The sequence below is a fragment of the Nocardia sp. NPDC055321 genome (assembly GCF_053645575.1).
Map to the genome: position 1 here is coordinate 195627 of NZ_JBSHMS010000013.1, position 22640 is coordinate 218266.

General features: G+C 68.5%; 24 protein-coding genes. 7 read left to right on the forward strand and 17 right to left on the reverse strand.

All coding sequences use genetic code 11. The annotated features are described in order from the left end of the window. Positions 1 to 188 precede the first annotated feature (188 nt). Positions 189 to 680 carry a DUF488 domain-containing protein gene (locus tag ACWIGI_RS22230; protein ID WP_454204343.1) on the forward strand — a complete coding sequence of 164 codons (492 nt, stop codon included), beginning with the start codon at positions 189 to 191 and terminating at the stop codon, positions 678 to 680. A gap of 138 nt (positions 681 to 818) precedes the next feature. Here the strand turns inward: ACWIGI_RS22230 and ACWIGI_RS22235 are convergent, their stop codons facing one another. The 10 genes from ACWIGI_RS22235 to ACWIGI_RS22280 form a co-directional block, all read right to left on the reverse strand. Further along, a complete protein-coding gene (locus ACWIGI_RS22235; protein ID WP_454204344.1) occupies positions 819 to 1475 on the reverse strand; it encodes a response regulator in 657 nt (218 codons plus the stop codon). Next, on the reverse strand, positions 1472 to 2623 hold the full coding sequence (locus ACWIGI_RS22240; RefSeq protein WP_454204345.1) for a sensor histidine kinase: 1152 nt from the start codon (positions 2621 to 2623) through the stop codon (positions 1472 to 1474). The genes ACWIGI_RS22235 and ACWIGI_RS22240 overlap by 4 nt, the downstream gene beginning before the upstream one ends. Then, the gene (locus ACWIGI_RS22245; protein ID WP_454204346.1) at positions 2620 to 3360 is read right to left on the reverse strand and encodes an ABC transporter permease subunit; all 741 of its coding nucleotides are present in this window, start codon (positions 3358 to 3360) and stop codon (positions 2620 to 2622) included. The genes ACWIGI_RS22240 and ACWIGI_RS22245 overlap by 4 nt, the downstream gene beginning before the upstream one ends. Further along, positions 3361 to 4278, reverse strand: a complete 918-nt coding sequence (locus ACWIGI_RS22250) for an ABC transporter ATP-binding protein (protein ID WP_454204347.1) — start codon at positions 4276 to 4278, stop codon at positions 3361 to 3363. It lies immediately after the preceding gene. Positions 4279 to 4643: 365 nt separating this feature from the next. After that, a complete protein-coding gene (locus ACWIGI_RS22255) occupies positions 4644 to 5936 on the reverse strand; it encodes an acyltransferase family protein (RefSeq protein ID WP_454204348.1) in 1293 nt (430 codons plus the stop codon). Next, complete coding sequence (locus ACWIGI_RS22260) at positions 5933 to 6838, reverse strand: SGNH/GDSL hydrolase family protein (protein WP_454204349.1); 906 nt, start codon at positions 6836 to 6838, stop codon at positions 5933 to 5935. Before ACWIGI_RS22260 ends, ACWIGI_RS22255 begins: the two co-directional genes overlap by 4 nt. A gap of 25 nt (positions 6839 to 6863) precedes the next feature. Continuing rightward, positions 6864 to 7229 carry a hypothetical protein gene (locus tag ACWIGI_RS22265; protein ID WP_454204350.1) on the reverse strand — a complete coding sequence of 122 codons (366 nt, stop codon included), beginning with the start codon at positions 7227 to 7229 and terminating at the stop codon, positions 6864 to 6866. Between the two features lie 196 nt (positions 7230 to 7425). After that, positions 7426 to 8337, reverse strand: a complete 912-nt coding sequence (locus ACWIGI_RS22270; protein WP_454204351.1) for an SGNH/GDSL hydrolase family protein — start codon at positions 8335 to 8337, stop codon at positions 7426 to 7428. Between the two features lie 222 nt (positions 8338 to 8559). After that, entirely contained in the window at positions 8560 to 9606 is a 1047-nt protein-coding gene (locus ACWIGI_RS22275; protein ID WP_454204352.1) for a fatty acid desaturase family protein, read from the reverse strand. A gap of 315 nt (positions 9607 to 9921) precedes the next feature. Then, positions 9922 to 10599: a TetR/AcrR family transcriptional regulator C-terminal domain-containing protein gene (locus ACWIGI_RS22280; RefSeq protein ID WP_454204353.1), complete on the reverse strand. Its 678-nt coding sequence runs from the start codon at positions 10597 to 10599 to the stop codon at positions 9922 to 9924. Between the two features lie 105 nt (positions 10600 to 10704). On the opposite strand from ACWIGI_RS22280, the gene ACWIGI_RS22285 reads away from it, so the two are divergent. From ACWIGI_RS22285 to ACWIGI_RS22295, 3 genes are read left to right on the forward strand one after another with little or no spacing between them, the layout of a single operon-like run. Beyond that, entirely contained in the window at positions 10705 to 11193 is a 489-nt protein-coding gene (locus ACWIGI_RS22285) for a nitroreductase/quinone reductase family protein (RefSeq protein ID WP_454204354.1), read from the forward strand. 32 nt (positions 11194 to 11225) lie between these two features. After that, positions 11226 to 12056, forward strand: coding sequence for an ABC transporter ATP-binding protein (locus tag ACWIGI_RS22290; protein ID WP_454204355.1), 831 nt, complete (start codon positions 11226 to 11228; stop codon positions 12054 to 12056). Positions 12057 to 12100: 44 nt separating this feature from the next. Continuing rightward, positions 12101 to 13579 (forward strand): DUF4246 domain-containing protein, encoded by a 1479-nt coding sequence (locus ACWIGI_RS22295; protein ID WP_454204356.1) that lies wholly within the window; start codon positions 12101 to 12103, stop codon positions 13577 to 13579. 28 nt (positions 13580 to 13607) lie between these two features. Here ACWIGI_RS22295 and ACWIGI_RS22300 read toward each other — a convergent pair whose 3' ends face one another. Together ACWIGI_RS22300 and ACWIGI_RS22305 are read right to left on the reverse strand one after the other, a co-directional pair. Beyond that, positions 13608 to 13946 (reverse strand): helix-turn-helix domain-containing protein, encoded by a 339-nt coding sequence (locus tag ACWIGI_RS22300; protein WP_454204357.1) that lies wholly within the window; start codon positions 13944 to 13946, stop codon positions 13608 to 13610. Positions 13947 to 14046: 100 nt separating this feature from the next. After that, entirely contained in the window at positions 14047 to 14532 is a 486-nt protein-coding gene (locus ACWIGI_RS22305; RefSeq protein ID WP_454204358.1) for an HAD domain-containing protein, read from the reverse strand. A gap of 194 nt (positions 14533 to 14726) precedes the next feature. On the opposite strand from ACWIGI_RS22305, the gene ACWIGI_RS22310 reads away from it, so the two are divergent. The 3 genes from ACWIGI_RS22310 to ACWIGI_RS22320 all read left to right on the forward strand — a co-directional run bounded on the left by ACWIGI_RS22310 (position 14727) and on the right by ACWIGI_RS22320 (position 16287). Further along, entirely contained in the window at positions 14727 to 15104 is a 378-nt protein-coding gene (locus tag ACWIGI_RS22310) for a hypothetical protein (protein WP_454204359.1), read from the forward strand. A gap of 68 nt (positions 15105 to 15172) precedes the next feature. Beyond that, on the forward strand, positions 15173 to 15787 hold the full coding sequence (locus tag ACWIGI_RS22315; protein WP_454204360.1) for a maleylpyruvate isomerase family mycothiol-dependent enzyme: 615 nt from the start codon (positions 15173 to 15175) through the stop codon (positions 15785 to 15787). A gap of 182 nt (positions 15788 to 15969) precedes the next feature. After that, complete coding sequence (locus ACWIGI_RS22320) at positions 15970 to 16287, forward strand: hypothetical protein (RefSeq protein ID WP_454204361.1); 318 nt, start codon at positions 15970 to 15972, stop codon at positions 16285 to 16287. Positions 16288 to 16362: 75 nt separating this feature from the next. On the opposite strand, the gene ACWIGI_RS22325 is transcribed toward ACWIGI_RS22320, so the two are convergent. The 5 genes from ACWIGI_RS22325 to ACWIGI_RS22345 form a co-directional block, all read right to left on the reverse strand. After that, complete coding sequence (locus tag ACWIGI_RS22325; protein ID WP_454204362.1) at positions 16363 to 17859, reverse strand: MutS-related protein; 1497 nt, start codon at positions 17857 to 17859, stop codon at positions 16363 to 16365. Next, complete coding sequence (locus ACWIGI_RS22330; RefSeq protein ID WP_454204363.1) at positions 17856 to 19379, reverse strand: MutS-related protein; 1524 nt, start codon at positions 19377 to 19379, stop codon at positions 17856 to 17858. The genes ACWIGI_RS22325 and ACWIGI_RS22330 overlap by 4 nt, the downstream gene beginning before the upstream one ends. Positions 19380 to 19583: 204 nt before the next feature. Further along, on the reverse strand, positions 19584 to 20435 hold the full coding sequence (locus tag ACWIGI_RS22335; RefSeq protein WP_454204364.1) for a hypothetical protein: 852 nt from the start codon (positions 20433 to 20435) through the stop codon (positions 19584 to 19586). A 114-nt stretch (positions 20436 to 20549) separates the two neighbouring features. Continuing rightward, positions 20550 to 20930, reverse strand: a complete 381-nt coding sequence (locus tag ACWIGI_RS22340) for a MerR family transcriptional regulator (protein ID WP_454204365.1) — start codon at positions 20928 to 20930, stop codon at positions 20550 to 20552. Between the two features lie 25 nt (positions 20931 to 20955). Continuing rightward, positions 20956 to 22479: a SulP family inorganic anion transporter gene (locus ACWIGI_RS22345; protein ID WP_454204366.1), complete on the reverse strand. Its 1524-nt coding sequence runs from the start codon at positions 22477 to 22479 to the stop codon at positions 20956 to 20958. Positions 22480 to 22640: the final 161 nt, after the last annotated feature.

The window sequence follows — 22640 nt, forward strand, 5'->3', positions numbered from 1 at the left end:
GGCTTTTTGGTGGGGGTGGGGGGGGGGGGGTTGTGCGCGGGCGCCCGCCCCACACCGCCGGTGACGCCGGGTCGCGGGCGATCACACCGGTTCGCCTGCTGACCCCCGATCGACGAGCGCCACACTCTCGCTCCGCGAACAACCCTGGCGCGCCCGAGCAGCGCGCCACCGACCACCCGGGGTACGCCATGACACGAATCACGACAATCGGTGTCTACGGCTTCACCGCCGAGACCTTCCTCGACACACTCACCACCGCGGGCGTGACGCTGCTGCTCGACCTGCGCCAGCGCCGGGGCGTCCGCGGCCCCGACTACAGCTGGGCGAATTCACTGCGACTCCAAAGCGCCCTCGCCGCAACCGGTATCGGCTACCGCCACGTCCGGAACCTCGCCCCGACCACCGAGCTGCGCCAGCTGCAATACCGAGAGGACGACCGCCGGGGTGTCGGCAAGCGGAACCGCGCCGCCCTGGCCCCCGAATACACAGCCCGATACACCCGGGAAATCCTGACCCCGTTCGACCTCGACGCCCTCGTAGCCGAACTCCCTGCCACCGCGTCGGTGGCCCTGTTCTGCGTCGAACGCGACGCCGAAGCGTGCCATCGCTCCCTCGTGGCCGCACGACTGCGCTCCGCGACCGGGATGCCGATTACGAACCTGCACCCGATGCCGGTCTGAAAGACACCGCGCCGCATCGGAAGTCGACACCCACACGACGGCGTCGACCGGCGAGCCACGGTCGCGCCGGTCACTGGCGCGGTGATCTCTGCTCCCCGGTCGTGGCGATCGGCTCGAGTACACGTACCGCCGTGCCGATCAGCGCGGGGTGACCAGGCGAGCCTCGTACGCGAAGATCGCCGCCTGGGTGCGGTCACGCAGGTGCAGTTTGTCGAGGATCCGGCTGACGTGGGATTTGGCCGTCTGCTCGGAAATGACCAGATCACCGGCGATTTCGAGGTTGGAGCGGCCCCGGGCTATCAGGGTCAGTACCTCGATCTCGCGGGTGGTGAGAGCCGTCAGGCGATCCGTCGCCGGGGCGGGACGATCGGCCTGGGCGGCGAACTCGTCGAGCAGTCGGCGGGTCACCGAGGGGGCCAGCAGGGCGTCGCCGCGTGCCACCACCCGGATGGCGTCCGACAGTGCTTGGGCCGAGGACTCTTTCAGCAGGAAACCGCTCGCCCCGGCGCGCAGTGCGGCGTAGACGTACTCGTCGAGGTCGAACGTGGTCAGCATGATCACGCGCGTCGCCGGGGTGGACGCGATGATGCGGCGCGTGGCCTCGATGCCGTCCATGACCGGCATCCGCACGTCCATGAGCACGATGTCGGGGTGGTGGCGTTCGGCTTCGCGCACCGCGTGCGTGCCGTCCTCCGCGAGCGCGGCGACCTCGATATCGGGCTGGGCGTCGAGCAGAACCGCAATGCCCTCGCGCACCAGGCGCTGGTCGTCGGCCACCACCACGCGGATGCTCATGCGGTCGTCTCTCGGATCGGCAGCGACACGGCGACGCGGAACCGGCCGGCTCCGTCGGGGCCCGCGTGAAAGTCGCCGCCCAGCAGTGTGACTCGTTCCCGCATACCGAGCAATCCCTGCCCGGCGCCGGGTCCGGGGGCACCGGCGTCGCGCAGCTCGTTGTCCACGCGGATGCGAATCCGTTCGGTGCCGAGGTCGATCGCGATGCGCAGGGGTGCGCCCGGGGCGTGCCGCAACGCATTGCTGGCGGCCTCCTGCACGATGCGATACGCGGACAGTCCGAGCCCGGGCGGCAGCGCGGCGGGGTCGCCGGTGAGTTCCCAGTCGACGGGGGTGCCCGCCGCGCGCACCGAATCCACGAGCGCGCCGACATCGGCGAGGGTGGGCTGGGGGAGCAGTCCGGTGTCGCCGGAACGCAGCACGCCCAGGATGCGCCGCATGTCCCCGAGGGCGGTCACCGCGCTCTCATGAATCGTGTCGAGACTCGCGAGGGTCCCGGGTGCGGCGGCGGGGTCGCGCACCCGGGCCGCTTCGGCCTGAATCGCGATCACCGACATGTGATGTGCCACGACATCGTGCAGTTCACGAGCGATGCGAGCGCGTTCCTCGAGCAGCGCACCGCGCTCGCGTTCGCGGTCGACGGCATCGCGCTGGCCGCGCAGCGTCCGCCGGGTCTCCACCAGGGCGCGCGAGGCCGATCCCGCGATCAGCGCGAGTCCCGCCAGCACCGCCAGCTCGATCGATCCGGCGACCGCGTCCAGCGGGCGTATCACCAGCGCCAGTCCGAGAGTCAGAACCAGTGCCGCACACCAGTATCCGGCGGCCAACCGGGGCGTGACCCGCAGCGCGATGAGCGCGAGCACGACCAGGTGACTGTTGAACATCGGGTCCACCCACAGGCCCGCGCCCACCCACCACGAGCACAGCGCGGTCGCGGCGGCCGAGAGCGCCCACGCCGCGTGCGGCGCACGCGCCGCGATCAGCATCGCGAGCCCCTGCGCCAGGGCAAGTCCGAGCGCCTGCCGATCCGACAGGCCGGTGTCGGACTGCAGCGTGTGCAGCACGATCGCGCAGACGAGCGTCGCAAGCAGCGCGGTTGCCGCGAGCCAACCCCACTGCCGGACAGCGGTATCGGGAAGACGGTTCATACATCGCGCCGGTCGAACAGGACGGCCGCGCCGGCGAGCGCGAGCGCGGAATACGCGCACACGACCGTCAGCGATGCCCAGCCGCCCAGGGTTCCCATGATCTCGGGCGCGGCATCCGAACTCTGCGCGAGCTTGGCGACCACCGCCGCCGGACTCGCACCCGTCACCCACGGTCCCGCCGCACCGAGCAGCGGCCCGAGGATTCCGGGCAGAACTGCCACGGACAGCATCAGCGCGACCGCACCGGCCGAGGACCGCAGCAGCACCCCGGCCGCCAGCCCGAGGCAGGCCACCACCGGATAGCACGCGGCCACCCCGACCAGCGCCGGAAATGCCGCGCCCGCGGCATATTTCGACGGATCGAGCAGCATTCCACCGATGACCCACGCGCCGACGCTGGACACGACCCCCACCGCACTCGCCACCGCGACGGCGACCAGCGCCTTGCCCGTGAGCACGACCTCGCGCCGGGGCCGCGCGGCCACGACCGTCCCCAGCGTCCCCGTCGAATACTCGGTCGTCACCAGCAGCGCGCCCCACGCTCCGATCAGCGCGATGCCCAGCCCGGCCCCGGTCAGCGAGCCGCCGAGCACCGTATCGTCCGGACGCAGGCTCCCGGTGAGCGCGACCAGCAGCGCGATCGCCGGGCCCACCAGCGTCGTCAGGACCGGCAGCGCGGTGAGCGATCGCACCGATCGCACCTTGAGCGCCTCCGAACGAACCTGTGCGGCAAGCATTCACGCCACCTCCCCGGACACCCGGTGCCGCGCGTGCGGTGTGACCAGGTCCGTGTACACATCCTCGAGGGAGGCTCGCTGTTCGGTCAACTCGGAGACGACCACGCCCGCATCGGACGCGATGGCGCCCACGCGGGCCGCGGGCACGCCGCGGACGATCAGACCGCGCCCGGCCGGCTCGATCTGCTTCGAACCGACTCCCGAGCGCGCGAAAGCCAGTGCCAGCGCGGCATTATCGTCGGAACGCACCCGTACCGCCGCCGTGCTCCGGGCGATGAACGCCGCCATGGGTTCGTCGGCGAGCAGTCTGCCCCCGCCCATGACGAGCAGGTGGTCGGCCACCACCTCCATCTCGCTCATGATGTGGCTCGACAGCAGCACGGTGCGTCCCTGCCCGGCCTGCTCGCGCAGGAAGCCGCGCAACCAGCGGATGCCCTCGGTGTCGAGACCGTTCGTGGGTTCGTCCAGCAGCAGTACGGCCGGATCACCGAGTATCGCGGCCGCGATACCCAGCCGCTGCAGCATGCCGAGCGAGAACTCGCGCACCCGCCGCCGCGCCACCGAACTCAATCCGACGATGTCGAGCACCTCGTCCACCCGGGATCGCGGTATCGCGTTGCTCAGCGCCAGTACGGCGAGGTGATCGCGGGCCCGCCGGTCCGGATGCACCCGGCGCGCGTCGAGCAGCGCGCCGACGGTCCGGAGCGGTTCGCGCAGTTCGCGATACGGCCGGCCCGCGATCAGCACCCGTCCCCGGCTGGGCCGATCGAGTCCCAGCGCCATCCGCATGGTGGTCGATTTTCCGGACCCGTTGGGACCGAGCAGGCCGGTCACCCGGCCCGGTGCAATCGTGCAGCTCAGCTCCGAAACCGCCACCGCCGCACCGTAGGTCTTCGTCAAGGCATCGCATTCGATCACGCGTTCCACGCTATGAGCGCGGTGCGCCGAGAACATCCGGCGAAGGAGTGCACCTGCGCGTCACTCTCGAGGACCACATGCGTGCCAGCGGCGACGGCAGATTGGCCCTGGAGTTCGAGCGAGGGCTGTGACAGGGGCGGAGGCAAGGAGAGAAATCATCCTTGCCCCACATCACCTGTATAGCTCGCCCCCGGGCGCGCGGCAAGGCTCGGGTCATGCCAGCCGACGCCGGTAGCTGCGGAAATCGAGGCTTACGGCGCGCCCGCGACGCCGGTCGACGGTCGGGGAAAAGCCGAGCGCCCCTGTCATACCAACTCGTATGACAGGGGCGCTCGCGCCCCGGGTACCCCCGGGGTGTGCCGGAATCAGCTCACCGGCACCGGCTTCGGCTTGCGTGCGCCGGGCCGTGCGAAATTCTTCATGATCGGCAGATCCACCCAGTGGTACAGCGCCGCCGCGATGGCCGTGGCGACCACCAGGCTCAGTAGCGAGAACCCGGCCCAGCCGAGGATCCCGAACTGCTTGCCGCCGATCAGGTATCGGGTGATCACCACCATCACCGGGAACTGGATCAGGTAGAACGCGAAGGACACGTTGCCCAGCCACACCATGCGCGGATGCGAGTTGATACCGCGGATACCCGCCAGATCACGGGTGGCCATGGTCGCCACGACCGCGGTCATGGGCACGAGCATCAGGACCGACATCTTGTAGTTGACCGGCACGACCCAGGTCGCCGCGTAGGTGATGGCCAGCGTCAGCAGCGGCAGCACCATGCTGGTGTTGCGCCACTTGCCCTCGAGCACCATGCGCGCCGCGAGCACGCCGAGGAAGAACTCCGGCAGCCGCGAGAGCGGGAAGGTGTAGCTCAGCCAGTACGACAGCGAGACCGGGATATCGGGCTGCACGAACCACCGGGGATCGGCGTGCAACTCGTAGTACGGGGAGTCGTCGCCCGGGACCAGGCGCGGCGCGAAGGCGTTGGCCGTGCCCTTGAATCCGTCGACCCACAGGAAGTAGCTGGTGTGCATCGCGACGATGCCGAGCATCAACAGGCCCGCGGCCAGCAGCAGGTGCCGGGTGGGGATGCGCCGGATCAGCGGCAGCAACAGCGGGAACAGCGCGTAGAACAGCACTTCCGAGGCCAGCGACCAGGACGGCACGTTCAGCCCGCCGACCGTCGTCCACTTGGGCACCCAGGTGTGCACCAGCAGCAGGTTGGGCACCCACGCGACCACGCGGCTCAGCGGCACACTCGCCGCGACGATGAACGCCGCCGCGGCCAGCAGATGGGTCGGATAGATCTTGAGCACCCGGCGGCGGTAGAACGCGCGCACCGACATGCCCGGCCGGACCGACCAGTAGATGATGAAGCCGGACAGCACGAAGAAGAACGTGACGCCGGCCGCGCCCAGCTGCATCGGAATCCACTGGTGGATGGTCTTGAACGTTTCCGACTTCTGGAACGGGTAGACCGGCAGGAACACCAGCGCGTGCAGCACGAACACCGCGAACGCCGCCCACCACCGGGCGCCGGTCAGGGAGGGCAGCGCGGGCCGATTCCGGTCGGCGTCGGTCTGCGGCGCGGGCGCGGATTGCACCGGCGCGGTGGCGGATTCGGTTTGCGCGTGAGGCACGACCTCGGGTGGGCGGGTCATCGGACGTACCTTTCGTACAGCGCATTCGCGACTACGGCGTCGCCCGTGGGCGACGGGTGGAACGGTAGGCCGTCGAACTTGACGGTCGGGTCGAAGACGCCGTTGACCCAGGGATCGTCCGAGCACAGACCGTGCCCGGTGGTCACGGCGCGGGTGTCGAAGAATTCGACGTTCAGCGCCTCGGCCGCGTCACGCTGCGCCAGGTCCATGCGCTCGAGGTATTCGACGATGGTGCGGCCCCGCGGCTGTACGAAGGGAACGACACCGAAGAACTCGAGGCAGACCGTTTCCTGTTCCTCACGGAACAGTTCGGGGTAGCCGACGAGCACGATGCGCGCGGCGGGTGCGTAATAGCGGATGTAGGTCACCGCGTTGCGGACGCGGTCGGCGAACGCCGCACCGGTGATGGCCTGCGCGTCGGGCATGCGGCCCTCGGCCACCGCCTCGGTACCGCAGCCCCCGGCCAGGTCGAACACGCACGCTCGCATGGCATCCCACAGCGACTGCTCCGACCCGCCCCAGCGGTCGTTGAGCCCGAACTGCAGCGTCACCAGTTTGGTCGCCGGCCCGAAAGCCCCCGCCGTGGCGGCAGCACGCGTCTCATGGGTCAGCGTGTGCCCGGGCGGGGTGTCGATCGAGGCGCCCAGACACGAGATGTCCGCGACCTGCTCGGCGCCACGCGCGCCGAGCTTGCCGGTCAACTGCGCGGGCCATGCCGTCGGCCCGCGCAGGCACTCGTTCGTGGACAGCGGGTCCCAGACATTCGCGGTGAACGAATCACCAAGGACGACAATGGGTTTGCCTTCGGGAGCGGGTTCCGCGTTCGCTCCCGGGCTCGTCGTCAGAGCGGTGGATGCCGCCAATACCGCGGCGCACAACCACCGTCCACTGTTTCCCGACACCTGAGTTGCTCCGGATCCCTCTGGATCAGTAGCCGGCGCGCGGCTCGAAGCCGGGGGCGTCCAGGGTGGGCGGCGCGGGCTTCTCGGGCGCCTTGGTCTCGGGGGCGGGCTTGGGCGCGGGCGCGACGGGCTGGGTCACGACCGGCTCGGGGGCGGCGGGCTGCTCGGGGGCGGCCGGCTCCGGCGCGGCCGGCTGCGGAGCGGCCTCGGTGGTGGCGGCCGGGGCGGTGGTCGCCGCGGGAGCGGTGGTGCTGGCGGCCGGCGCCGTGGTGCTGCTGGACGGCGTGCTGTCGGACGAGTCGTCGCCACACGCGGCGACGCCGCCGACGAGCAGCATTCCGCCGAGCACCGCTGCCGCGGAACGCATCACGAACACACCTGGGGTACGCATCTTCATAGAGTCCTCGAATCGAAAAATGAAGTGGGAAAAGTTCACTTCAAGCGGGCAGTGTACAAGAGAAACGAGCGTTGTAGATCCGGTTCCCGCAAGCCCCAAAACCGCAGGGCAATACGGGGTTCCGGCTCGATAGCTAACGGCTGTCAACCCTGTTGCGGGGCAGTTTTCGGCCTGCGCCGACCCCGAGAATTCACTTTCCGTAGCGTTCGTACAGGGCCGTGGCGACCACCGAATCGCCCTTGGTGGACGGGTGGAAGAACAGGCCGTCGATGTCGGTGCGCGGATCGAAGACGCCGTTGAGCCATGGCTCTTCCGAGCAGAGTCCGTGACCGGTGGTGAGCGCGCGCGCATCGAGGAAGTCGATCTTCAACAGTTGCGCGGCCTCGCGCTGGGCCTTGTCGATCCGGTCCATGTACTCGACCACCGCGCGCCCGCGCGGCTGGATGAACGGCGCGGCGCCCAGGATGTTGAGGCAGATCGTGCTGGTGCCCGGGGTGAACAGTTCCGGGTAGCCGACGAGCACGATCTTGGCGTTCGGCGCGTAGTAGCGGATGTAGGTCACCGCGTTCTTCATGCGCTCGGCGAGCAGCGCGCCGGAGACCCCGTTGAAGTCGGTCATCCGGCCCTGGGCGACCGCGTCGGGATCGCAGCCGTCGGCGAGGTTGAACACGCAGATCGGCAGGGACTTCCACAGCGTCTGGTCGGAGTTGCCCCACTTGTCGTTGAGCCCGAACTGCAGGGTCACCAGCTTGGTGCGCGGCCCGAAAGCGCCCGCCTTGTCGGCCTTCGAGGCCTCCATGCCCATGGTCCAGCCGGGGCCGCTGTCGACGGACGCGCCGGGACACGAGGTGTTGACCATCCGGTCGGTCCCGTGCACGCCCATCAGGGTGCCCAACTGCGCGGGCCAGGCGGTATCGCCGTGCCGCAGGCAGGTATTGCTCTCGTCGAAGAAGTCCCACGCGTTCGCGGAGAACGAATCGCCGAGTACCACCAGATCTTTCCCCCCGGAGGCGGATTCCGCCCCCGCCCCCGCGACCCCGGTCATGGAGACCGAGAGCGCCACCCCGGTGGCACAGAGCCACCGCTTGCTATTGCCGAACACCTGTATTCCCTGGCCTTCTCATCGCCCGCGGATCGAATCCGGGCGACGCCGGATCGGGGGTGCGGGCTCGTGCGTATGCGGAGCGGGTCCAAACTGAAGTGAACGTTGTTCACTTCAGCGGGAGTGTACAAAAGGGCTCCGGACATACCACCCATAACGGTGAAAATACCTGCCCCGAAAATCTGGGGGACGGGATCGCGCCAGGTCGGTGGGCGTGAACGATCAACCGAGCGGCCGGGCGTGCCGGCCGACCTCGTCGAGATGGCGCATGGCCTGCGCGTAGGAATCGAAGAGACCCGTCTCGGCGTACGGAACGCCGATCTCGGCGCAGAAGGCTGCGACCATCGGCTGGGCCCGGCGCAGATTCGGGCGCGGCATCGACGGGAACAAGTGATGCTCGACCTGGTAGTTGAGCCCGCCGAGCGCGGTGTCGATGAAGAATCCGCCGCGCACGTTGCGCGAGGTCAGCACCTGGCGGCGCAGGAAGTCGGTGGTGTCGTCCTCCTCGAACACCTCCATCCCCTTGTGGTTCGGCGCGAAGGTGCAGCCCATGTAGAAGCCGAACAGGCCCTGCTGCACCGCGATGAAGATCAGCGCCTTGCCCGGGGGCAGCACCAGGAACACCGTCGAGAGGTAGCCGACGGCGTGCGCCGCCAGCAGCGCGCCCTCCCAGCGCCGATGCGGAATCGGCCAGCGCAGGCACGCGCGCACGCTCGAGAAGTGCAGGCTGCCCGCCTCGAGGAACAGCAGCGGGAAGAACAGCCACGCCTGGTAGCGGAAGATGAAACGCCGCCAGCCGCGTTCGGCCGCGGCCCGGCCGCCGGAGAAGGCCAGTACGCCGCCGACATCGGGGTCGGCGCCCTCGGTGTTGGGATGCGCGTGATGCCGGTTGTGATTGCTGGTCCACCAGCCGATGCTCAGGCCGATGCCGAGATTGCCCGCGATCAGCCCGTACAGGTAGTTGGCTCTGCGGGTTCTGAAGATCTGCCGGTGCCCGGCGTCGTGGCCGAGGAACGCGATCTGGGAGAACACCGCGGCCAGGAACGCCGCGGTGGCCAGCTGCCACCAGGAATCGCCGATCAGCGCGAACGCCACCCAGCCCGCGAGGAACGCGCCGCCGGTGATCGCGCTCTTGATCGCGTAGTACCCGTAACGCCGGTCCAGCAGGCGCGCCTCACGCATGCGGCGCTTGAGCACCGCGTACTCGCTGCCCCGGATGGGGGCCGTTTCGGCAACCGGGGCAGGCCGGTAGTCGTGCTCGGCTCGCATCGGCCGACGCGGTGCCATCTCAATTACCACGGTCGCTGCACATCCTGGGTGTCGCTGTTCGAGTCGCCGGACTCGACACGAGCATGACGGGACGCGACCACCGCCGGGTGAACGGACCCGTGGAATAGCGACACATCTGCATGACAATCTCGCGCGGGACGCCGGGATCACGACTATTGTCGCGACCTGCCCGCGGGGGCGTCAAAATGGCGTCTGCGCAACTTGTTTCGGGTCGGTCAGGCGGTGCGGGTTGCGCGGGCCATTATTCATGACCTCCGGGCCGCTCCGACGCCGGGGGACCCTCGAGGCCCGCGGTCAGGAACGTAGTCGCTCGAGGCCGTCCAGCACCAGGTCCAGGCCGAACTCGAATTCGCTCTGATCGTCGCACCAGCCCAGGTTCGGGCCCGCGTCGTCGTGGCCCGGGTCGTCGGCGATCATGCCCGCGATGTTCGGGAATCTGTCGGCCATGGCCTCGAGCGCGGCGACGCCCTCGCGCTCGTGCTGTTCGGACATGGGCTGGAACAACTCCTGCGTGAAGCCCAGCGCGCGACTGCCCAGCGCGTGCAGGGCGTGGTGGGTCAGGTCGTAGGAGAATCCGCCGCCGCGCAGCAGGCCGATGATCGAGTCGAAGTAGTCGATGATCGACAGCGTCATGGGCGAGCGCGAGCCGATGAGCGCCGGCGCCCAGGGGTGGTCGAGCAGTACGGCGCGAGCGGTGAGAATGCGCTTGCGCAGCACCGGTTTCCAGTCGTCGGAGGAGTCCGTCGCCGCCGGTCCGACCGCGGCGTTGATGGCGTCCAGCACGACCTCGACCATGCCGTCGAGCAACTCGGCCTTGTTGGCCACGTGGTGATAGAGCGACATGGCCTCGACGCCGAGGTCGGTGGCGACGCTGCGCATGGTCACGGCCTCGATGCCGTCGCGATCGGCGCGGGCGACGGCCGCGGCCAGGATCTGTCCCCGGTTCAGCCGGGGTCGCTGCTCGGTGACCATGGTTTCCGAATTTACCGTACGTCGTAAGTTCGCCCGCTCTTGACAGCCTTACGTTGTAAGTGTTTCGCTGGGAAGCAGAAGGCTTACAACGTAAGGGAGTGGATCATGTGGGTACTCGTCGCCATTGCCGCGGGCACGCCGATCGGGCTGGCGCTGGCTTGGTTCCTGTTCCTGGTGGTGGTGATGCAGACCGGATACGCGCCGGGGCTGGCCGTGGTTCGCCGGTTCAATCGGCGGGTCACCAATCGCGGAGTTATGAAGTCGGCCGGGCAGCCGGGCGCGTCCGCCTCGATCATCAAGCACGTCGGGCGCAGCAGCGGTAAGGGCTATGCCACCCCCGTCGGGATCACCGAGGCCGGGGACGACTTCCTGATCTCGCTGCCCTACGGCACCACCCCGGATTGGTTGCGCAACGTGCTCGCGGCAGGGCAGGCCGAGGCCGTGCACGAAGGCCGGACCTACCTCGTCACCGAACCCGAATTGGTCGCGGCCGCCTCGGTCGCCGGCCATCAGTCGCGCACCGAGCGCGTCGCGCAGCGTGTGTTCGGCGTCGACCAGGTGCTGCGGCTGCGCCGGGCGGAGGTGCGGGGATGATCCCGCGGCACCGGTCGCAGGAGGGAGAGGTCATGGCGCGCTACGCGATTCGCGCCGAAGGGCTGTGCAAGAGCTTCGGCGGCACCGTCGCCGTCGGCGGCATCGACCTCACGGTGCCCGCGGGCTGCGTCTACGGGGTGCTCGGGCCGAACGGCGCGGGCAAGACGACCACGATCCGCATGCTCGCGACCCTGTCGCGCCCCACCGGCGGCCGGGCATGGATCTTCGGGCACGACGTCGTCGCCGAGCCCGCCGCCGTACGCTCTCGAATCAGCCTGACCGGCCAATACGCTTCCGTGGACGAGGATCTCACCGGCCTCGAGAACCTGACGCTCATGGGCCGCCTGCTCGGCCACCGGCGGCGAGCCGCGGCCGAGCGCGCCCGCGAGCTGCTGTCCGCCTTCGGTTTGGAAGCCGCCGCGAACCGGCAGGCCAAACGCTATTCGGGCGGTATGCGCCGGCGCCTCGACATCGCCGCCGGGATCGTCGTCACCCCCGACCTGCTGTTTCTCGACGAGCCGACCACCGGACTGGATCCGCGCAGTCGCGCCGCGGTGTGGGATGTGGTGCGGGCGTTGACCGCCGCGGGCACCACGGTGCTGCTCACCACGCAGTACCTGGAGGAAGCCGAACGCCTCGCCGATCGAATCGCCGTCATCGACCACGGCCGCGTGATCGCCGAGGGCACGACGCGGGAGCTGAAAGCGTCCGCGCTACGTGATCGCCGCGACCGTCATCGTGGGAGCCGGTGTGCTGCTGGGCTTTCGGCCCGGCGCCGGGGTCGCGGGGCTGGTGGCGGTCTTCGGGCCGCTGACCATGCGACTGTACCGGCGCGAACGGTGAGAGCGGCGTCGGTGCGCTGAAGTAACGTGGCGGAGGCCATGATTCAGCGAAGAGAACCGAGAGAATGACCGACGCCGAAGCCTTTCCCCTGCCCTTTCTGCCGTACTGGAAATTGCCGTTCAACCCGCCCAGGACCCTGCGCGAACTGGAGATGATGCGGTTCAGCGCGCTGATTCGGGCGAAGCCGGACTGGGTCGAGAAGAGGGCCGACGCCGAGATCGTCGCCCGGTGGTCGCGGGAGGCGGCCGATAGCGGGCTCACCGAAGCGCAAATCGCCTACGTGCTGGCGGAATTGGCGTATTACGCCGAGCTCCGGGACGTACGGACCGGTATCGAGGTTTCGGCTGTCGACGGGGTGTGGCAGTCGGAACGTTTGATCGACGCGGAGCTGACCGCGCGGCTGCGCGCGGCGGTGCGGGTCCTGGAGGACGTGCCTGACGCCGAACTGGATTGGCATCCCGGTTCGAACGGGCAGGTCCTCGACCTGGTGCATCCGTCGCTGTTCTGCCTCGTGCGGGAGCTCGGAAATTCTCCGGACGACATCTGGCAGGACCCGGGTGAACAGTACGAGACAGCGCATTCGAAGAAGTTCCAGTGGCTACCTTCGGAGGTCGATATCGACGCCGGCGGCCGGGTCGAATTCGCCTCGTACATCAACAACGTCCATCCCGCGGACCACCGTGAACTCGCGGTCGTACTGCCCGAGGTGCTCGCGCGGATGCGTCCACTGTTCGAGAGGGTGCTCACCGACCTGCGCAACCCGCGGCCCGCGCGGATCGTCGCCGATCCGTGGGGCTGGTACGAGGACGAGCCCGTGTATGGGGACTACGGGGACGAGGACGCCTACTACGACGCGCGCAGCGCGTGGTACGACAACCGCGTACCCGTCATTCCCGATGCTCCGGAATTCAGCGCGCCCGAGGTCCCGGAGGATTTCGAGCCGGTGGATCTGCGCGGGCGGCGCGTGCAGGTGATCGTCAAACTCGCCAATATCCACCTCACGCCCGACAAGCCCGACTACCCGGGTGGTTCCTGGCATGTCGAGGGGATGATGAACGAACGCATCGTCTCGACCGGCATCTACTACTGGGACAGCGAGAACATCACCGAGAGTTGCCTCGGATTCCGCGCGGCCCTGGACGATCCCGAGTATCAGCAGAACGACGACGACGGCGTGCGCGCCATCTACGGCCTCGAGGACGAGGACAAACTGAACCAGTTCCTGGGCTCGGTCCCCACCGATTCGGGTCGCTGCGTGGCGTTCCCGAACATCCTGCAGCACCGGGTAGCGCCGTTCTCCCTGACTGATCCGACCCGCCCCGGCCACCGGAAGATCCTGGCGTTCTTTCTGGTAGATCCCACCCACAGGGTCACCTCGACAGCGGATGTCCCGCCGCAGCAGCCCTGGTCTCCGGCCTCGACCATGACCCTCGACCAGGCCGTGGCGTTCCGCGACGAGTTGATGAAAGAGCGCAAGTTCATCATCGACGACCACAACGAGGAGGAGCTCTACGAGCGAGAGTTCTCGCTCTGCGAACACTGACCCGATGCCGCGCCGCTGCGGGAGTGCGTCAGGCTATGGCGGCGACGTCTCCGTCGTCGAAGTGAATGGATTGGTGGAGCCGCCCGCCGAGGGCCGTCGCGTACCGGGCGAGCACCTCCTGCCCGGAGATCTGCCCGCGCTCGATCTGCGAGATCCGGCCCTTGGTGACACCCATCCGGACGGCGAGCTGCTGCTGGGTGAACCCGCGGCTCCTGCGGATCTCGGCGAGCCGGAAACCGACGGACCGCGCGAGGATCGTCTCCTTGCCGGCTCGCACGGCCGCCTCACCACCCGCGCGTTCGACGCATACGTCTCGCATGTCCGCCCAGCGGGAGATCCCGCGCATCGCCAGCTCCTCGTGGTTCATCAGGGGAGTGTATGAATCGCCATGCCCGCCGTCCCGACTTTTCTACCGCGTAGGTGTTCGGACCACGTGAGCCAGTGAGCGCACCCGCGGGGTGGGTTGCTCAGTGCGACGCCAGCCAGGGTTCGAGGGTGTCGAAATCAGCGGGGCGCAGGCCGACTCGGGGATCTACGCGGTGCAGGAGGGCCGGTGCGGGGTGGTTTCTCGTCACGTAGTCGATGTCCTGCTCGGTCAGTTCGTCGTCTATCCAGATGAAGGGGCGGTCGCGGGCATACGTGAGCAGAGACCTTGTCTTCCAGTGCAATCCGAACCAGTCGTCTACGCGGTGATCGGTGTCGTCGGGCCACTCGACCACCGGTAGGGCGGGGAGACCGAGGAGGGGCGCCAGGGCCTCGTTGGCCTCGTGGACCCAGGTTGTCGCCCAGACGAGTTCGCAGGGCAGGGCGGACAGGCGCGGGCCCAGTTCGGGGTCGAGGCGATCGAGGAGGGTGGGTGAAGTGGCTGGTTGTGATGTGCCCGTGGGAGATTCGGGTGCGCCGAAAGGCAGGAGGGGGCCGTCTACATCGAGGAACAGGAGGGGAAGGGGCACGACGTGGAGGGTAGTTCGCAGCGGCATGATCACGTGACGAACGGTTCGAGAGTATCCGCGCCGAAGCATCTGCGCGTCGGACTTCGCACTCGATATGGCGTCGTACGGTTATCAGCGTTCGCGTTTTCGGCCCGAGGGAAGGACCCAGCATGAAGCGTGTTGCTATCACGGCCACGGCCGTCGCGGGAATCTCGATGACGGCGGTCGCGGCGGCGGGTGTCGCCCAGGGCGCGCCCGAGGGGGCCGCATTCTTCAACTACGGCGGCAAGAACTGTGCGATCACCGCGGACGGCGTCATCGGTTGTGACGGTTGGCAAATGGTGCCGGTGTTCTCGGTCCCGATCGGCGGCGGGATCCCGGTGTCGGTGCCCGCGCCGCAGTCAATTCAGGACGCCGGCGGCATCCGTCCCACCTACGATCTCGCTCAGCCGTTCACGCTGCCGGGCGGCAACCCGGACTTCTTCGCGGTCGCCAACGACTCCGGGCCGTTCGGTCCTAAGCTCTCCCACGCCGGGGCGTTCTGCGAGATCAGCTTCCGCGGCTGGTTCCGCTGCGTGCCGCGCGGCGCGTAGGTCACCGGCATCCCCGTCCGGCGGGTGCGCGTGCCCGCCGGACCACCGCCGAGAAAGAGGCGACGACCATGACGAACCCCATCCGGGCGATGATCTCGCACGAACGCGGGGACCTCGCGAACCTCCTGCGCACCCTCACCCCCGCCCAGTGGGCCACCGAATCCCTCTGCGCCGGGTGGCAGGTCCGCGACGTGGTGGCCCACCTGCTCTACGAGGCCACCCCGCCCCTGACGTACATCGGGGAAACGATTCGCGCCGGCGGCTCCTTCGACCGGCTCAACGCCGCCTACATCCGCCGCGGTCGCGCCCTCCCGCTCGCGGATCTGCTGCCTCGCTACGAATCGACCGTCGACTCCGGCTTCGCCGCCCGCTTCTTCCCCCGGCTCGCCCTGGCCGACACCCTGATCCACCACCAGGACATCCGCCGAGCCCTCGCCCTGCCCCGCACGGTTCCCGCGCCTCACCTCCTGACGGTTCTGCGCCACCCCGACCCCTTCGTCCGCCCGGGCCGCCGCATGCGCGGAATCCGTTTCACCGCAACCGATGTGGAGTGGACCCATGGCACGGGTCCGGAGGTTTCCGGCCCCGCCGAAGCGATCATCATGGCCATCGCCGGCCGCCCCGCCGCCCTGGCGGATCTCGAAGGCTCGGGAGTCGCCCTGCTGAGGGATCGACTCCGCTGACGTCACCGGGTGATTCATCGAGGGGACTCCATGCGTTTCGCCAGCTGATTGCTGGTACAGAGTTTCTGCGGGTTCGAATTTGTTTTCGAATTCATTCATAGCCATTTCGCGCCCACTCGCGAAAAAGTAACGGCCGATCCTCCTACGCGATGTTCACAACAACATCGATTCAGGAGGTCGGAATGCTATCTGCGAAGCGGTTTGCTGCCGGAGCCTTTGTCGCCACCGCAGCCGCGGGTCTCGTTCTCGCCGGTGGCGGCGCCGCCCAGGCGGACGTACCGGTGTGGCAGGCCAACTGCCACGTCTACAACATCTTCAACACGGGCGGGATGGCCAATTGCGAGCTGCCCACCTGGCATCAGGTGAAACTCACCTGCGTCGCCTGGCCCGTTCCCTTCACCTACTGGAAATACGGTCCCGTCCAGTACGGACAGAACCAATCCTGGGCCAGCTGCGATTCTCTCAACGCACTGGTGAATATCGAGGTGATTCAGGCGTAGGGCGATGCGCTCGGTTCAATGCCGGTCGGTAGCCATCGGCAAATGGCGGCCCCGGCATTCTGCCGTGAGTAAGGATCATTCACCGATAGGACCGCCGTCGAATACGCGCTGGAATATCTCGGCGGCGTGACTGCCCGGCGCGGGCGGCGCGGGGGACAGCTGGAAGGTTCGGGTGCCGTCGGGGCGGCGTTCGGCGCGCAGGAACAGGTCGCCGGGGTGGCCCGAGAGATGGCGTTGGTGTGCGTATTCGTAGAGGTGGGTGACGAAGACGAGCTTGACGCCGGCCGCGGTGAGGGCGTCGAGCAGGGGTGTGGCGATTCGGGTAGCGTCGCGTTCGCTGGTCGAGGCGAAGGATTCGTTGCACAGCAGCAGGGACCCGGGCGTGATCAGGTCGACGATCGCGCTCATGCGGGACAGTTCGTCGACCAGCTTGCCGTGGGTCATGGTGCGGTCCTCGTCGGTGACGAAGTGGGTGAATATCCCGTCGCGGACATCGGATTCGAAGGTCTCGGCCGGGACGAACATGCCGGACTGCATCATCAGCTGGGCGGTGCCGAGACTGCGGAGGAAGGTCGATTTCCCGCCGTTGTTGGCGCCGGTGACCACGATCAGCGAACGGCCGTCGGCGTCCAGATCGTTGCCGATCACCGCACGGTTCCCGGACAGGGACAGGCTCATATTTCGCAGGCCGGTGGCGCGCAGGCGCGGGACGCCGGCGGGGTGGGCGACCGGCAGGCAGACGGGCAGACCCGCCGCGGTGAGGCGGTCGCGCAGGTTGAGACAGCCCACGTAGAAGGCGAGTTCGGTGCGCAGGCGTTCGAAGAACGCGTGGATGTGCTCCGCGGCGTAGCCGACGACGTCGGCGACCTCGGCCAGCGCCCGGTCCTGCAGCTGCTTGACCGGGTTCATGGCCGGATTGGACCGGGCTTCGGGGTCTTCGATGGGGCGGAAGGTGCGATCGGCGCGGCGGGTCAGGCCGAAGCGGCTGCGGCGGGGCGGAAGCGGATCGTGCAGCACGATGTCGGCGATCTTGTTGCCGATGCCCAGCCCGGCTGTCATGTGCACGCCGTTGTCGAAATACAGTGCGGCGAGCTGTGTTTCGACCGCGTCGAGGAACTCGTCGTCGAAGTGGTCGCGCACCGTGCGGAACAGGTCGGTGAGCCCGGTCGAGCCGAACACCGAGCCGTTCCGGTCGCACAGCGCCCGCAGGCGGCGCAGGCAGGCGAGCAGCTCGACGAACGGCGGCAGGGCGAGCAGGATCTTGCCACCGGCCTGGCGCCGGACGTCGAGCGGCCAGCGCCGAATGTCGTTGGGTTCCAGCGCGATCGCGTACAGCTCGCGGATGATCTCCGGGTGCGCGAGGCAGTCGGTCAGCACGGCCTGCCGGTACCGGATCGCGTCCGGATCGGTGAGGGCCGCGGGCACGATCGCGCGCACGGCCTCCAGGATGATCGGATCGCCCGCCGCCATAGCGGTGTGCAGCGATTCCATACCGAGGTCGTCGCGAACCCGATCGCCGAGGATCGCGATGCTCGGCGCGTGGCCTTCGGGGTGCAGCAGATTCACCCTCATCGCGACATCCTCGCCGTGACCCGGTCGTAGGTCAGCCCGTAGCGCTCGGCGAGCACCACCGCGTGCGCGTTGCCGTCGGCGGGGCGGCGCACGATGCGAAACGTGCGCCGAGACGAGTCCTCCGGATCGGTGGCCGCGACCATGCTGACGGTCTCCGGTCCCGCGTGCGCGAGTTCGTCGAAGAAGGTGACCCACAGCGCGATCGAGCCCCGCGCGATGATCCGCTCGAGGACGTCGGCGCCGATCCGCACGCCGTCGGCTGTGCTGGTCGAGCTGAAGCTCTCGTTCAGGATGATCACGCTGTCGGCCGTGGACCGCTCGAGCGTGTCACGGACCCGCTCGAGTTCGGCGAGCAGTCTGCCATCGGTGTCGCTCGCCTGTTCCGCGCGCTCGAAGTGCGAGGTGAGCCGGTCGGGCAGGGGCAGTCGCGCCGCGGCGGCCGGGACCGGGCAGCCCAGTGCCGCGAAGTAGACCAGCTGGCCGAACATGCGCGCGAACGTGGTCTTGCCGCCCTGATTGGGGCCGGTCACCACGAGAATGCGTTCGGGGCCCGTGAGGTGGAAGTCGTTGCGGACCACCGACTCTCCCGCGGTTGCTCGCCGACCTGCGAGTGCGAGATCGAAGGCGCCGGTGGCATGGACGTCGCCGCCGATCGCCGGCTCCGGCAGGCACATGGCCGGGCCGTCACCGGTCAGAGTCCGGGTGTAGTCGAGGTACAGGAGGTAGAAGTGGATCTCCTGATCGAAGGTGACCACACCGGGATCGGCGAACCGCTCGTGCCCGGTCGCGAAGGCGGTGAGCCGGTCGAAGGCAGCCGGATTCAGCGCCACGACTCGTTCGAGGATCTGTTCCTCCAGCTGGTTCATGTCGGCCCACTCCGCGGCCCGCCGCGTGACCGGCGGCGGCCCCGACCCGAAACGCGCCAGCAATGTCGCCACGGTCGCGCTGTAATCCGGCGCGTCACCGGCCGAGCCGACCTCGACGGTCCCGTCCACGAGCCGCACGCTGTACCGCACGGCGGCCAGCACCCGCTGAACCTCCCGCACATTGCCGTCGAGCCGAACGAAATCCGCACTCCCCACGTGTGATTCGACGAAGTCGCGCCACTCGCGCAATGCCCGCGAACGCAGCGTCACCCGGCTCGAGCCCACGGCCATGGCGGTGACCACATCGATGTAATCGGCCGCCGCGTCGAGCCGCCACCGCGCCCGCTGCAGCGGGTGACTCAAACGCTCGGCCCCGGCCAGTCGCCGCCGCATCCGCCGCATCCCCGCGGCGAACTCGTCGAACACCACTCGCACCGAGTCATTCGCCAAGTCCGCGAACACTTCCTGGCGATACCGCACCGTCGCGACGTCTCGCACCGGCCGCCCGAATACCCCCTCGAGCCCGAACTCGTGCCCGTCCCGCAGCACGGCCGCGATCACCTGGTCGATGTTCAGATCGGTCACCGTCTCCGCGCCGACGACCATCTCCGTGACGCTCGTCCCGTTCGGCCACAGCACACTGCCCGCTCGCATACCCGCCCCTACGCTCGTGCCGTCCCCGGACGACTGGTTCGTTCCGCTCGGTCACAGGCTTCGGAGACTAGGGACGCTCCGAACCGACCGTCAAGCGCACCCGCCGGACCCGCGAGCGCACGCGCGAAAGCGCGGCCGGTGGGCTATCGGGAAGCCGCACCGACCGCGCTCGCCGGATCCGCCGGGGGCGGATCAGCTTTGGGGTCAGGGCTTGAGGGCGCAGGGGGCCGGCGGGGCGAAGCCCTGGTTGGCGACGTTGTCGCCGAGCAGGACGGTCACCTTGGCCTCGACGGCGGTCTGGCCGGGAGCCGAGATCTTGACCGTGAAGGACTCGGTCTTCTGCTGGGCCGTCGCGGTGCACAGGGCGGTCCAGGCGATCTTCTGGCCGTTGTCGATGATCTGGGCGGCCACGTAGCCCTTCTTGGGCTCGGCGCTGGTGACCAGTTCGATCTTCGGGGTGACGCCGGCGGCGGCGTCGACCAGGTCGGAGATCGGGGTCTCGGCGCGGCCGAAGGTGTTGACCGAGGCGCGATCCTCCTTGGCGGTGAGCTTGCCGCCCTGGTTGCCCGCGCCCGCGGTGGTGACGACGAGGGTGTTGGAGGCCGCGGTGGTGTCGAAGGCGCCGTTCGGGGCGAAGCCCTTGACGACCGCCTCGCTGGAGATGTTGGTCTTGTCGGGGGTGGTGCCCGCGACCATGACCCGCAGGGTTGCGGTGCCGGTCTTGGCCTTGGTGACCTCGCCGAGGTTGAACACGACCTTCTGCGTGCCCTGCAGCGTGCCGCCGGACTGGTAGACCGTGTTCTTCGGAATGGTCACTTCCGCAACGACATTCTCGAAGGTGTCGTTGCCCGCGGTGCTCACGGTGAGCGTGCAGGCCACCTCGTCGCCGGGGAACAGGCTGCCGGGGGTCTGCAGGTCACGGCACTCGTACTTGGAGGTCGGGCCGGCCACGGCGTAGGCCGGGGCGGTCGCGAGCTGCATGCCGGCGGCGGAGAGCGCGAACACCGAAGCGGCCAGGACGGCTCGTTTCAGGGCGGGCTTGGCGGCACTGGTCATTGTCTTGTCACCTTTCTGGTGGGTGGACCAGCCCCGCTCTAGCGGTTCGGATCACCGTTGCTTGTGTCTGAAACCCATGGTCGGGGTCGACACTCCGCATCCACCAACGAAGGACTAACGACCCGATCGGCCTGCCGACTCGGCCGCACGGGCCGTGAGCAGATCGGTGAACTCCTGTGCGTAGGCCAGCTGCCTGCGAAGCCGCTCGGCGCTGTCACGTCCCTTGTCTCGCAGCTCGAGAAGCTCGGCGCGGGCGGTGGCGCGCTGCTCGACCGTCGCGGTGTCGTCGTCGGCGATGTCGGTCGCCTCGAGCAGCCGGCGCATCTCCTCGAGTGTGAAGCCGAGCGGCTTCATCCGGCGGATGAGCAGCAGCCGATCCACATCGGCGGCGGTGTACAGCCGGAATCCCCCTGTCGATCGGGCCGAGGGCTGCACCAGCCCCACATCGTCATAGTGACGAATCGTCTTGAGCGACAACTCAGTTCGCTCGGCCACCTGCCCGATCCGCAGGTAGTCCACGTCAGTGCCCGCTCGCCAGGCGTCCGGACAGCCGCTCGTGCCTGGCCTCGGAGGCGGCGTCCAGTCCGATGATCTCCACCCGCTTGCCCTTGGCCGCGTACTTGGTGGTGATGGCGTCGAGCGTGGCCACGGTGGAGGCGTCCCAGATGTGTGCCTCGGACATGTCGATCACGACGGTGCCCGGGTCCCCGGCATAGTCGAACTGATAGATCAGATCATTGCTGGAGGCGAAGAACAGCTCCCCGCGCACCCGGTACACGCGGGTATCGATGGATCCGTCGTGGTCGCTGTCGGCCGCACCGACCGCGTCTACCGCGGTGAAATGAGCGACGCGGTGTGCGAAGGCAACCATGGCGGTCAGTACGCCCGCGATCACTCCGTACGCCAGGTTGTGGGTCGCCACGGTGATCGCCACCGTCACGAGCATGACCACGGTCTCCGCGATCGGCATGCGCCGCAACGTCTTCGGTGCGATCGAATGCCAGTCCATCGTTCCCACCGACACCATGATCATGACCGCGACCAGCGCGGCCATCGGAATCCGGGCGACCAGCCCGCCCAGCCCGACCACCAGAATCAGCAGGAACACCCCCGCGAGGAAGGTGGAGATGCGGGTTCGAGCGCCGGAGACCTTTACGTTGATCATGGTTTGGCCGATCATGGCGCACCCGCCCATTCCGCCGAAGAATCCGGTGACGATGTTGGCGATGCCCTGCCCCCAGCCTTCGCGGGTCTTGTTCGAGTGCGTGTCGGTGATGTCGTCGACCAACTTGGCGGTCATGAGCGATTCCAGCAGCCCGACCAGGGCCATCGCCAGCGCGAACGGCGCGATGATCCGCAGCGTCTCCAGGGTGAACGGCACGTGCGGCAGCAGCAGTGCGGGCAGGCTCGACGGAAGTTCGCCCTCGTCACCGACGTTCGGCACGTTCAAGGCCCAGATCATGGTCACCGCCGTCAGCGCCACGATCGCCACCAGCGGGGCCGGAACCGCGCTGGTCAGCCGGGGCAGGAACACCATGATCGCGAGACCCACCGCCACCATGGGATAGACCAGCCACGGCACACCCAGCAGATGTGGCAGCTGCGCGAGGAAGATCAAAATGGCCAGGGCATTGACGAATCCGACCATGACGCTGCGCGGGATGAAGCGCATGAGCTTGGCAACCCCGGCCACGCTCAGCAGGATCTGCAGCACGCCGGCCAACAGCACGGTCGCGATGAGGTAGTTCAGCCCGTGGTCCCGTACGACCGGAGCGATGACCAGCGCGACCGCCCCGGTCGCCGCGGAGATCATCGCGCGCCGGCCGCCGGTGATCGCGATGGTCACGGCCATCGTGAACGACGCGAACAGCCCGACCCGCGGGTCCACCCCCGCGATGATGGAGAACGAGATCGCCTCGGGGATCAGCGCGAGTGCCACCACCAGGCCGGCCAGTACCTCGACGCGCAATCGGCGCGGACTACGCAACGCGGCCCGTACCGACCCTTCGTCGGCGTCCGGTCGCTGTGTCAGCGTCGATGTCATCGCACTTCCAATCCATGTCGAGCGTGCCCATGCGGGCGGGACCGTCCGAGCCCGAGAGGCTTTCCGGTCGAGGGGTGAGCAGGGTGCCTGGCAGGTGATCCGCCACGGGGGAGTCGTCGACCGCGGCGGGCGAATCCACCGATCCGCATTCCGGAGCCGTG